The following is a 12,456-nucleotide window of genomic DNA, read 5'->3' as shown; positions in this document are numbered from 1 at the left end:
TGTCGATTTTTGTAACATTTTCTATAGTTTATCACAGCTTTTTTCGAATGTGTGCAGTTTTTGTTATTTTGCAGGAATTCCCTTTTCTGAATTGTTACGGATTTCATACCACTGTTCTCTGGCCATCTCAACTATTTTTTCATTAGTTGAACGTTCTTTATGTTGAATAATCTTGGTGAAATACTTACTAGCCTCATCTGTTCTCTCGATTCTTCGTGCAAGTTCACCTAATAAATATAACAAATGTAATTCACTCATTTGCGTATCTTGATAATCGCCTTGTTCATATGAAACTTTGTAATGAGTTAGAGCTGCTTTAAGGAACCGTTTTTCATCATCTTGTTTATGGATTGAACGATAAATCCATGCTAATCGTAGACAGATTCCGCCAATAACAACTGGATTCTCTTTTTTCAAAGTTGCCGACAGAAACGCTAATTTCATCGCTTTGATCGCTTCAGCAACCGTTCTCTCTTTACCAAACTCTTGGGTTTGCCAACTTGAGAAGTGTTTTGCAATTTCTTCCTTTGTACCTATAGGGAAGGTTGAACTAAACGCCTCGGTAGACGTAAATCCACATGAAGGACAAACATCAGCTTCATACAAAGTCGGATTAAACGAACCATCTTTATAAATCTTACAAAAATCGCTTTCTACCTTCTGAACTCGAATAAACCTTGATCGCACTCTTTTAGATTGAAACGAATGACCACAATAAAAACAAAGGACTTTTTTATCATACAAGGGAGCAATATTATTTTCCATGTCTCTCACCCTAGTTTAAAAGTTATACCTTAATAATAGTCTAAAAGTACTTGTTTTGACTAGTGTTTATTTTTAAGATTAGAGGATTTACGATTGGGTTTATCTATATCCACATGTTCGTTCCATTCCGCTCCAGTCACTCGTTTTCCGCGAGGAGGTGTCACATCTCCTCGGCTGTGTACTGCAATGCCACTTAAAAAGTACTTATTTTTTCGTAAAGTGACAAGGTTAATTTCATAAAAGACTAGCCTGTCCACCAAGTCTCTCGGAGCGAGACGGTCGACAGGCTAGTTGTTATATAAAAAGAGTGGCCTTGGAAAGTCGCTTCGAACCCGCTACCGGGATGGGGGACACGCTTTCCGCAGGCGGGCGTGGAACTAACCGATTGCGCCAGTGGATTTCCACTTGCCCTTCCCTCCTGCAGGAGTCGGCCCCCCATCCCGTCCGCTTTAATGAGAGGAAAGATAGAATTTTCCTTCTCTTCAACGTTCTAATGCAACGTTTATCAAAAACAGCCTTTTTCTTATCAAAAATCTTAACTACTAATATCCGCTTACAACTAAAGTGGAATGAAGCGGAGGGCACTTGACTCCTGCGGGAAAAGAGGAAAAGGCAAGACCACACAGACGAAGTCGTAGGGGTCTTGCCTTTCTCCCCGCGGAAAGCAAGTGCCCGCAGCGCAATGAAACGGAGCCAGAAGATAGATTAATGTCATCAAACTATCCGAAACGGTCTATGATTTTTTAAAAAAATATATTCCCTCTTTGTTTCATTTGTTAGGAATGTTCAGCCCCTATTCAAGCATAAACATTAATATCTTAGTGGGGTGACCACAAAAGAGGGATTACGTTTTATAGACTGTTTAGTCCGTTAAGGTGTCCCTTTATCCATTTTATCCTATAGACAGGGGCTGTATATATGAATAGAGGTAAAGAATGTGTCGCTATGTTACTTGCAGGAGGAGAAGGAAAACGACTAGGAGACTTAACAAGGAAACTAGCTAAGCCTGCTGTTTATTTTGGTGGTAAATATCGAATCATTGATTTCCCACTAAGTAATTGCATTAATTCTGGAATTGAAACAGTAGGGGTTTTGACACAATATGAGCACTCGCCTTAAATGCGCATTTAGGCATTGGGACACCTTGGGATCTTGACCGACACAGCGGCGGATTAACTTGCCTCCCACCTTTTGTTGAAAAACGTGGTGGTTCTTGGTATTTAGGTACAGCTGATGCCATTTATCAGAATAGATACTTCATTGAACAGTATGATCCAGAATATGTTCTTATTTTATCAGGAGATCATATTTATAAAATGGATTACAGTTTAATGCTTGATTACCATAAAGAACGCGGAGCTGATGCAACGATTTCCGTCATTGAAGTTCCATGGGATGAAGCTAGTCGATTTGGCATCATGAATGCCACCGATAGTGGACATATTACCGATTTTGAGGAGAAACCGACTAATCCAAGCAGTAATCTTGCTTCTATGGGAATATATATCTTTAACTGGTCCGTCTTAAAAAAATATCTAAATGAGGATGCTGAATTGCAGTCTAGTCACGATTTTGGAAAAGACATAATTCCAACTATGTTGCAAGATCAAAGAAAACTGTTTGCTTATCCTTTTTCTGGATATTGGAAAGATGTTGGAACTGTTCAAAGTTATTGGGAAGCCAATATGGATTTACTCGCTACCAAACCTTCTTTAAACCTTCATGAGTATAATTGGCGAATTTATTCAGTTAATGCTTGCCAATCACCTCAATTTATTTCACCACATGCGATCATTACAGATTCACTTATTAACGAAGGATGTTTAATTTACGGAACGATCACTCAGTCCATTCTTTTTCATCAAGTAGGCGTTGGCTGTCACAGTGAGATTGAGCAATCTGTCATCATGCCTCATGTCAAAATTGGTCATCATGTAAAATTAAAAAAAGTCATTGTTGCTGAAGGTGTAACGATTCCTGACTATACCGAAATCTCCTCACCTACTGATGAAATTTTAGTAATAGATAAAGGAACAAAGATTGAAAATCACGCTACTACTAATTCTAGATAACCACACTAGAGAGGAAGAAAAGAATGGAAAAATTAATGGGTGTTGTACATTTAGATAATGAACAGGATTTATTAAAGGAACTTACGTATTTTCGTTGCGGGGCGGCGGTTCCGTTTGGGAGTCGTTATCGCTTAATAGACTTTGTCCTCTCCAACATGGTTAACTCGCAAATATTCGAAATATCCGTATTCACAAGAAAAAAATACCGCTCTCTTATGGATCATTTAGGCAACGGGAAACCATGGGACTTGGATCGTAAAAGAGGTGGACTTTTCATCCTTCCTCCTGATTGGAATGATCCGACTGATTTATCCAGAGGAGATCTCCAACACTTCCATAACAACAGAGATTTCTTTGATCGCAGTTTAGCTGATTACGTTCTAATTACGGGTACACATCATATTTGCAACATTAATTACGAGAAAGTGTTTCATGAACACCTTAAAACAGGGGCAGATGTGACTGCGATTTACCAACCTGTTCCCTCGCTTGAGCACGAGCATATGACCGAGAAGAAATTAGAAATTAGCGCCGACGGGAAAGTGACTAATATTACCACCGATAGTCATAATAAAAACGTATTTATGGATATGTTTATCATCAAGAAAACTCTTCTATTAGAATTGGTTGATTACTGTATTGCTAGAAAAAAAGAAAATTTACTACATGATGGAATTATTGCGAACCTTGATCGCCTTACTGTTAGACCTTATGAATATAATGGCTATCTTGCTGTTGTGAACTCGATCGAAAGTTACTATAAACATAGTCTATCCTTACTTGATATAGATGTTTACACACAGCTGTTTTTAACGAGAAAGCCGATCTTCACTAAACCTAAAGATGAGCCACCAACAAAATATACGAAAACTGCTCAGCCTAGAAATTCAATCTTTGCTAATGGATGCGTAATTGAGGGCCAGGTTGAAAACAGCATTTTATTTAGAGGTGTCCATGTTCACAAGAATGCTGTTGTCCGCAATTCCATCATCATGCAACGATGTGAGATTCAAGAAGGGACCGTGCTTGAAAATGTCATCCTCGATAAGGACATTGTCATTTCACCCAATCGGACTTTCATTGGTGCTCCCGAAAATCCTTATGTTTTCGCTAAAAGAAAAGTAATGTAATTATAAACGTAAAGGAGTATTGCTTATGAACATAGTGATGGTTGCTTCTGAATGTGCACCTTTCTTTAAAACAGGAGGATTAGCTGATGTGGTCGCCTCCCTTCCGAAGGCATTAACTAAAAAGGATCACCATTTAAAAGTTTTTATACCGAAACACCGTTGTCTCCCTTCGGAAATCGCTTCAAAACTTGAGTTTATCACTTCATTTACCGTTCACGTGAAGTGGCGCGAGCAATATTGCGGTCTTTTTAAGTACGAGGCTGAAGGAGTCACCTATTATTTTATCGATAATCAATATTACTTTGACCGACTTCAAATGTACGGAGAAATGGACGATGCGGAGCGCTACACCTATTTCACACATGCTTTCTTTAAAGCCTTGGATGTTCTTGAAGTCGATCCTGACTTCATCCATTGCCATGATTGGCCAACTGCCTTAATTCCTCTTTACACAAAAGCGGGTGTCGTGAACACAAAGGCGAAAACTGTTTTTACGATTCATAATTTAAAATACCAGGGGATTTTCCCACTCTCTGTTTTTGATGAATTGTTACACTTAGATCGTATTCATTTGGGCGGATTGGAGTATGAAGGAGCTATTAACTTTATGAAGGCTGCTCTGATTCATGCTGACTGGGTCACAACTGTAAGTCCATCTTATGCGCAAGAGATTATGGATCCCTATTTTGGTGAAGGCTTAGAAGCATTTCTACATGCTAGGAATACTAGCTTAACTGGCATTGTAAATGGTATTGATGAAGACGTTTATAACCCAGCTACCGATCTTTATGTGTCTGTTCCTTATAAGAAACACTTTGCAAGAAAAAAAGAAAACAAACGCATCATGCAACAAGAGTTTGACCTGACCGTTTCAAAGGAAATTCCTATGTTTGTCTTAATTAGTCGATTAGTCGAGGAAAAAGGTCTGCCTCTTCTCGTTCATATTCTTGATGAATTACTCACAACTGAATCCGTTCAAGTTGTGATAATGGGAACCGGGGAAACACGCTTTGAAGAACATTTTCAGGAAATTGCAAACCGCTATCCTAATTCATGCCGGTTTATGAATGTGTTCCAAGAAGGACTTGCTCGAAGATTATACGCTTCTTCTGACTTTTTCCTGATGCCATCTAGGTTTGAGCCTTGCGGGTTAAGTCAATTAATCGCTCTTCGTTATGAGAGTGTTCCAATTGTAAGAGAAACAGGTGGTCTAAAAGATACGATTGTTCCTTATAATGAATATACTGGAGAAGGAAATGGCTTTTCATTCACGAATTATAATGCAGATGACTTTCTAAATACAATTCGCTACGCCATCCATCTCTATCATCAACCAAGGCATTGGAATCAGATTCTAAAAAATGTATACAAAAGCAAATTGAACTGGGAACATTCGGCGGCACAGTATGAAAACATCTATATGAAGCTACTGAACCCAACAAATAAGGAGGATCCTTATGTCATTGACAGTAGATCAACTGAGCCAAATTCTAAAAGAGAAGCTCACCTCGTCATTCGGTAAAAATATTGAAGATGCTACGACAAAAGAATTGTTTCAGTCAATTTGTCTCACAATGAAAGATTCCATTCACGCAAATTGGCAAATGACTCAACAAACCTACGATGAAAACGAAAGTAAGCAAGTTTACTACTTTTCTATGGAATTCTTGTTAGGTCGTTTAGTAGAGTCTAACCTATTAAATATGGGCATGCTTGATCTTTATCACGACACATTGAAATCGTTAGGCTTCAATCCAGAAGAAGTGTTTAGAGAAGAGCATGATGCTGGGCTCGGTAACGGAGGTCTCGGACGGCTTGCAGCTTGTTTCCTAGATTCTCTTGCCTCTCTTCAACTACCAGGTCACGGCATGGGTATCAGATACAAATACGGCCTTTTTCAACAAAAGGTTGTTAATGGTTATCAAGTAGAGTTACCAGACAATTGGTTGAAAGATGAATATATGTGGGAAACGAAACGTGATGACAAGGCAATTGAAGTCCGGTTTGGTGGCACGGTTGAATCCAAAGTGGAAAATGGACACTTACAATTTTCTCATCATGATTACGAACGTGTTCTTGCCGTTCCATATGATGTACCGATTGTAGGTTATGACAACAATACAGTGAATACGCTTCGCCTTTGGAGTGCTGAATCGACCACGAATTCTTTTCACTTTCATTCGAGTCGTGGACATGATTATTATCACTATCTTGATTATAAACGGTCGATTGAAAAAATCTCGGAATTTCTATATCCGGATGATTCCTACTATGAAGGTAAAATATTACGATTAAAACAACAATATTTCTTAGTTTCTGCCGGACTTCAAAGCATCCTTCAGCGCTATAAAAAAAGAAATAAACCACTTAGTCAATTATCTGATCATGTCGTCATTCAGATTAACGACACTCACCCTAGCTTAGTCGTACCAGAATTAATGCGACTATTAATTGATGAGGAAAAACTAGGTTGGGATGAAGCCTGGACGATTACTGAGAAAACCGTTGCTTATACAAATCATACAACATTAAGTGAAGCTCTAGAAAAATGGCCAGAAGAAATGATTAAAACCCTTTTTCCTAGACTCTATTTAATTATTCATGAAATCAACGAACGTTTTTGTAAAATGCTTTGGTATGATTATCCTGAGTTAAGAGATAAAATCGCAGAGATGGCAATTATCTCCTACGAACAAGTTCATATGTCACACCTTGCTATGGTCGGAAGCTTCAGTATAAATGGGGTTGCGAAATTACATACAAGTATCCTACAGAATCGCGTGATGAAACCTTTTTATACTGTATTTCCAGAGCGTTTCAATAACAAGACCAATGGAATCACCCATAGAAGATGGTTATTAAATGCCAATCCTGAGTTAGCGAATGTGATCACAGAAGCAATTGGAAAAGAGTGGATTCACTCTCCTGAAAAGCTAACAGACCTTATCTCTTTTGCCTCAGACTCAAGCTTTCAAGAAGCTATTGCAAAAGTAAAACATGATAACAAACTGAAGCTAGCTGCTCTCATCAAAGAGCAGTATCAAATTACGATAGATGATCAGTCGATTGTTGATGTTCAGATTAAGCGACTACACGGTTATAAACGACAGCTTTTAAATTTATTTCATATTATTCACCTTTATAATCGCTGTCTCGAAGACCCTAATCTTGATTTAACGCCACGTACGTTTATCTTTGGCGCAAAGGCAGCACCTAGCTATTCGTTTGCAAAACAAGTCATTAAATTAATAAATGCAGTTGCAGAGAAAATCAATAAGCATCCGCAAATTAGCTCTAAGATTAAAGTGCTGTTTCTAGAAAACTATTCCGTTACGCTTGCTGAACGAATCATACCGGCAGCTGATTTAAGTGAACAAATCTCAACAGCTAGTAAAGAAGCCTCTGGCACAGGAAATATGAAGTTAATGATGAACGGAGCTCTTACGATTGGTACTCAAGATGGTGCGAATGTAGAAATTGCAGAATTAGTCGGCAAAGAAAATATTTTTACGTTTGGCTTAACATCTGATGAAGTTTTTAACTATCAGCGAAGCGGTGACTACCGTGCCCGAGATTATTACAATAATGACCGGAGACTTCGCAACGTCATGGATTTATTAGTGAATCAACACTTTTCTGGAGACGATGTAGAATTCAAAGATATATTCTATTCTCTTTTATATAATAACGATGAGTACTTCGTCTTGAGAGATTTTGATGAGTATATTAAAATTCAAAATGATGTTCAGCAAACTTATCAAAATCAAACAGACTGGGTAAATAAAAGCATCATTAATATCGCGAGATCTGGAAAGTTCTCTAGTGATCGAACGATACAAGAATACGCTAATGATATTTGGAACATTAAGCCAACGAAAATAGGTAATTTGATTATTAATTAAACAAAAAAGAGGCTATCTAAGAGGGAACTAGTTGACCTTCTAAGATAGCCTTTATTAATGATCCAGCAATAAATTCAACCCTTTTATTGTTCTCTTCGAACTTCCTTTAAGCACTTATCTCGAATCTCCAAAGCCTTTTGAACTTCATCAGTAAAGATCGCATCACAGCCCAATTCAATAAACCGTTTCATCCCTTTTTCATCGTTAACCGTGTAAGGTCTAAGTCGAAACCCCTTTTTTAATAGGGATTGAATTTCTTCCTCTAATAAACTAACAAAAGAAAAATGATAGCCTAAAACGTTCATTTGCCTTAGGTAATCTTCTGGCTTATATAAAGCCGCCATGACAATTACAGCTGTCTCTATAAAAGGGGCTTGTTCGTTAAAACGACAGACCGTTTTATGATCAAAAGAAGATACAATAATTCTATCTTCCATTTTATAGTTTCTGATAAGCGGTAAAATCGTCTTAAGAGCCAAGTCCCTGTCCTCTACCCTACCTTTCACCTCAACATTCAACGTAAAAGACTGTTTATGGTTTTTGGCCCAAATTAATACTTCTTCTAGAGTTGGAATGTTTTCTTCCTTAAACTTCTCACTAAACCAAGCACCTGCACTTAATTCCTTTAATTCGCTAGCAGTATGTTGCCGTACAAAACCAGTCCCTGTCGTAGTTCTCTCCAATGTCAAGTCGTGGATGACGACAGCCACATGATCTTTGGTAAGTTGGACATCAAATTCAATTCCATCTGCTCCGATATCAATCGCAGCTTGAAAAGCTGCCATTGTATTTTCAGGGTATTGACTAGAAAAACCACGGTGTGCCAAAATTTGTGTTACCACCATTCATCTCTCCCCTTCTCTATGTAACCTTCTATTCAACTGTAAAAGAGCCTTTCTCTATCTCTCCCCAAAATAATTGACAGACATCGCCTGAAACTATAGGTCCTACCCCTTCAGGAGTTCCAGTAAAAAGGAGATCTCCTTCTCCTAAGCCAAAAAATTGCTCACATTCATCAATGATTCTTTGAAAATCAAAAATCATTGCTTGACTATTCCCTTTTTGAACAACTTGACCGTTTTTGAACAAAGAAAAATCAAACTCACTTAAATCTTCTTTTTTGCTGATATTCCAGAATGGAGTAATGATGGCTGAGTTTTTAAATCCCTTTGCTCTCAGCCATGGATGCCCCTTTGTTTTTAACTTTGATTGCACATCTCGTAGGGTTAAATCTAAACCAAGTGCCATTTGACTCACTACGTCTTCAAGACGGTCGCCTGATTTCACATCTTTATTTATTCTTAAAACAATCTCTATTTCATGATGAATATCTCCTAGTTGTTGAGGTAGTGCTATGTTTTGCCCTTTTGTTTCTACTAAGGCGTGACTTGGTTTTGAAAATAATAGAGGTTCTTTTGGTACTTCGTTTCCTAATTCCTTGGCATGATTGACATAGTTTCGTCCTATACAATATATATTCAATTTCATCACCTCTTTATGGTTTTTTAACCGTTCTCTTTGTTCTTTTCTATTGTACTAAATAGCGATTATTGTTTAAAAGTACTTATTATTAATATTGTCGTTTTCGTATAGTTTGTACTTTGAAAAAAAGAGAGAAAAGTGCCGTATTCGGTTCGTTTCGTTTCGCTCCAGTCACTCGCTTTCCGCGGGGAGGTGTCAAGCCTCCTCGGCTGCGCCTGTGGGGTCTTGACCCTACCTCTTAATCCCGCAGGAGTCGAGTGACTTCCGCTCCACTACACTAAGAGGTTAAAAAAATTACAAAGCAATAATCATTACATCTAGTAAAAAAAGAATGCCTTAAAGGTTTTTACTGGCCCTTTTAAGACATCCTTAATTTATAGAGCTGTGACGCTCTAATTTTTCTATGTTTTAATCTTAAAAATAGGCTTTGAGTAACCCTATCTAAATTCCGGCGTTGCGCTGTAATCTTTTTGCGATTTCTAAATAATCTTCATAAGAAATTCCTGGGGCGAATTCTTCTGGGATTTCAGGGTAATCTGGCATTGGCGCTCCCTCTGGTGCACCTCGTATCACTTCTACTGGCTTTCCGTCAGATGGGTGTGTTCCTTTCCAGATCTTGTCAATATCTTGATAGTCAGTTGGACTAAACGTATACAGTTTACGATGGATTCCTTGATCTTCAAATTTGCGAGCATAATCAAATGCTTTATTCTCTAAGTTAGGAATCGGAACCATCTTCGTCATATCAACACCTGTTGCTACTTCTAATGCTTTCGCATAAGCAACAACATGAACTCCCCCACGAACAAGGAGATAGCCAATCATTTCTCTCGCTACTGGATTATCGGTCATTTCATAAACTCTCATCTTATGTGTTCTCGCTCCGCACTCAAGGAAGAAGTTATGCAATAAATCCAATATCAGATTCCCACTATTAAAAACATTATCTCCTCTCCACGGAGCTCCCATTGAGTCCATCGGATAAGACGCTTGAGCCGTTTCGATAAAATGTCTTGTTACCCTTTTATCCTTGGCATTTTGCATCGGTGTGATATCCGGATCGCCTGGAAAAGTCGTTCCCTCAATCATATGGTTAATCGTATTGGCAACAAGTTCAACATGACCAAATTCTTCTGCGGTAATACTAGCAATCAGATCATAGAAAGGCTTCAACTTCTTCTTACTTCTGAAATTAAAAGATTGGTACATGTAATTATTAAGTGTCGACATTTCACCAAATTTACCACCAAGTAGCTCTTGAACTGCAGCAGCTGCATTGGCATCTGGATGCTCAGGCTTAGGCAGGTCAATAAGCAACTTATCGAGGCGTATGATCATTCGCCTTCCCTCCATTCGAACAATATTTGCTTCTTTATGTTCATATGAGAAAAGACGATTGTCCTATGACACAATATTAACTTCTTAAAATAGGTGAAGCTCTCCAATTCGTTTCATCGCTTCTTCTAACGTTTTTTCATCACTTAATAATGCAATTCGTACATACCCTTCACCATGTTCGCCAAACCCAATTCCTGGAGCGACAACGACCCTAGCCTTTTCTAATAACAGGTCGGCGAATTGTTCAGAGCTAAGTCCTTGTGGAACAGGAAACCACGCAAAAAAAGATCCTTTTGGAGCTTCAACCTTCCAACCATTATCTTGAGCGGCAGCAACAAGAGCCTTTCTTCTTCCTTCATAAAGGCTAACCAGCTCTTTAACGCTTGTTTGATCGGATAATAAAGCGTGAGCTGCCGCTTCTTGTATACCACCAAAAATAGAACAATAGTAATGGTCTTGTATTAATTCGATTGCTTGGATGACACTTGGATTTCCAACAACAAAGCCCACTCTCCATCCTGCCATATTGTAGGTTTTGGAAAGGGTAATCATCTCTCCCCCAACATTTTTGGCCCCTTCTACTTGTAAAAAGCTTAATGGTTTCTCTCCATCAAACCCAATCGCTCCATAAGCAAAATCATGAATCACACATACATCATGTTCATCTGCTAATTGAATCGTTTGTTCAAAAAGTTCCTTTGTTGCAACAGCTCCGGTAGGATTATTAGGATAATTTAAAAACATTAACTTCGCTGCTTTCCAAGTCTTTTCATCAATTTCTGAGTAATCGGGGTGAAATCCTAACTCTTTTCGAAGTGGCATTCCGTGCATTTTTGCTCCAGCTAATGCAATGCCTGACCAATAATCTGGGTAGCCAGGATCAGGAACTAAAGCAACATCTCCTGCATTTAAAAAACATTGACTTATTTCGACGAGCCCCGTTTTGGTACCAGCTAATACGGCTATCTCACTATTCGGATCTACTTCGACTCCAAACTCCCTTTGATAATAAGTCGAAACAGCTTCCTTTAAGAAGCATAGCCAGTGAAAGGAGAATATTTGTGATATGTCGGATTATCTGCAGCTTCTTTAAGTTTCTCAACAATTCCTTGCGGAGTAGGTTGGTCAGGATTTCCTTGACCTAAATTAATCACATCATCATGTTTCTGATTTACTTTTATCACTTTGTTTACGAGTTTCGAGAAAAATTGTTCTGGTAAACGTTGTAACGCCTCTGATTGACTGAATGTTTTCATAATAATAATGCCACCTTTTCTATGTGTCGAAAAAAGAGCCACTTTTAGGTAATTAAAATGGACTCAAGTCTTATTTGTTTGTATACTTTGTTTCCCTTTCTGGCTTCGTTCCATTGCGCTGCAGGCACTTGCTTCCAAGGCCACAAAAAAAGGTGTGTTTTTCCCCTTTTTTTGTGGTCTCTAAGCAATGAGAGGAGCCGTTGCATGCTCTTAAGCTTGCTATGAGTGGGTTTCTCATAGCAGGCACGCAACGTGTGGATCCATTGCTGCTTCCTTGAACCTGCTAAAAAGGCTCCTCCTCCGAGGGGTGTTGCCAAGCCCCCACGACGTCGTCTGTGTGGTCTTGCCCTTCCCTCTCTTCCCGCAGGAGTCAAGTGCCTTCCGCTCCATTACACTATGGTTGAAAAAGGCTGGGAGATAACTAACGTCGTTATCGAAGTCACTTAGCGGATGAAATACACGTAGACTCCTGCGGGATGAAAAGCAAAGGTGAGACCCCACAGTGCGAAGC

Annotated in this window: 7 protein-coding genes and 2 pseudogenes; 4 read left to right on the top strand and 5 right to left on the bottom strand. The window is 38.7% G+C overall.

What is annotated here, in order from left to right:
• Positions 1-63 precede the first annotated feature (63 nt).
• Positions 64-765 carry a DUF2225 domain-containing protein gene (locus JCM9157_RS12435; protein WP_035665121.1) on the bottom strand — a complete coding sequence of 234 codons (702 nt, stop codon included), beginning with the start codon at positions 763-765 and terminating at the stop codon, positions 64-66.
• A 918-nt stretch (positions 766-1,683) separates the two neighbouring features.
• Between JCM9157_RS12435 and JCM9157_RS12430 the strand changes: the two are divergent.
• The 4 genes and pseudogenes from JCM9157_RS12430 (at position 1,684) to JCM9157_RS12415 (ending at position 7,869) form a co-directional block, all read left to right on the top strand.
• A pseudogene (locus JCM9157_RS12430) lies at positions 1,684-2,837 on the top strand (glucose-1-phosphate adenylyltransferase).
• A gap of 23 nt (positions 2,838-2,860) precedes the next feature.
• A complete protein-coding gene (gene glgD / locus JCM9157_RS12425) occupies positions 2,861-3,967 on the top strand; it encodes a glucose-1-phosphate adenylyltransferase subunit GlgD (protein WP_035665119.1) in 1,107 nt (368 codons plus the stop codon).
• Positions 3,968-3,992: 25 nt separating this feature from the next.
• Positions 3,993-5,489 (top strand): glycogen synthase GlgA, encoded by a 1,497-nt coding sequence (gene glgA / locus JCM9157_RS12420; RefSeq protein ID WP_052013119.1) that lies wholly within the window; start codon positions 3,993-3,995, stop codon positions 5,487-5,489.
• The gene (locus JCM9157_RS12415) at positions 5,425-7,869 is read left to right on the top strand and encodes a glycogen/starch/alpha-glucan phosphorylase (RefSeq protein ID WP_035665117.1); all 2,445 of its coding nucleotides are present in this window, start codon (positions 5,425-5,427) and stop codon (positions 7,867-7,869) included. Before glgA ends, JCM9157_RS12415 begins: the two co-directional genes overlap by 65 nt.
• Before the next feature lie 83 nt (positions 7,870-7,952).
• Here JCM9157_RS12415 and JCM9157_RS12410 read toward each other — a convergent pair whose 3' ends face one another.
• From JCM9157_RS12410 to JCM9157_RS12395, 4 genes and pseudogenes are all read right to left on the bottom strand, one after another.
• On the bottom strand, positions 7,953-8,714 hold the full coding sequence (locus JCM9157_RS12410; protein ID WP_035665115.1) for a glycerophosphodiester phosphodiesterase: 762 nt from the start codon (positions 8,712-8,714) through the stop codon (positions 7,953-7,955).
• A 28-nt stretch (positions 8,715-8,742) separates the two neighbouring features.
• Positions 8,743-9,357, bottom strand: coding sequence for a fumarylacetoacetate hydrolase family protein (locus tag JCM9157_RS12405; protein WP_035665113.1), 615 nt, complete (start codon positions 9,355-9,357; stop codon positions 8,743-8,745).
• A 435-nt stretch (positions 9,358-9,792) separates the two neighbouring features.
• Positions 9,793-10,689 (bottom strand): manganese catalase family protein, encoded by an 897-nt coding sequence (locus tag JCM9157_RS12400; RefSeq protein ID WP_035665112.1) that lies wholly within the window; start codon positions 10,687-10,689, stop codon positions 9,793-9,795.
• An 84-nt stretch (positions 10,690-10,773) separates the two neighbouring features.
• Positions 10,774-11,945, bottom strand: a pseudogene (locus JCM9157_RS12395) (pyridoxal phosphate-dependent aminotransferase).
• Positions 11,946-12,456 lie beyond the last annotated feature (511 nt).

Origin of the sequence: Halalkalibacter akibai JCM 9157 (assembly GCF_000513135.1) — a bacterium.
Classification (GTDB): Bacteria; Bacillota; Bacilli; order Bacillales; family Bacillaceae_D; genus Halalkalibacter; species Halalkalibacter akibai.
This window is presented reverse-complemented; position numbering and strand designations above follow the sequence as displayed.

What these genes read in the sequence shown, in the direction of transcription:
- JCM9157_RS12435 (WP_035665121.1), bottom strand. Translation starts at nt 765, where the DNA reads ATGGAAAATAATATTGCTCCCTTGTATGATAAAAAAGTCCTTTGTTTT.
- JCM9157_RS12405 (WP_035665113.1), bottom strand. Translation starts at nt 9,357, where the DNA reads ATGAAATTGAATATATATTGTATAGGACGAAACTATGTCAATCATGCC.
- JCM9157_RS12410 (WP_035665115.1), bottom strand. Translation starts at nt 8,714, where the DNA reads ATGGTGGTAACACAAATTTTGGCACACCGTGGTTTTTCTAGTCAATAC.
- JCM9157_RS12415 (WP_035665117.1), top strand. Translation starts at nt 5,425, where the DNA reads ATGTCATTGACAGTAGATCAACTGAGCCAAATTCTAAAAGAGAAGCTC.
- glgD (WP_035665119.1), top strand. Translation starts at nt 2,861, where the DNA reads ATGGAAAAATTAATGGGTGTTGTACATTTAGATAATGAACAGGATTTA.
- glgA (WP_052013119.1), top strand. Translation starts at nt 3,993, where the DNA reads ATGAACATAGTGATGGTTGCTTCTGAATGTGCACCTTTCTTTAAAACA.
- JCM9157_RS12400 (WP_035665112.1), bottom strand. Translation starts at nt 10,689, where the DNA reads ATGATCATACGCCTCGATAAGTTGCTTATTGACCTGCCTAAGCCTGAG.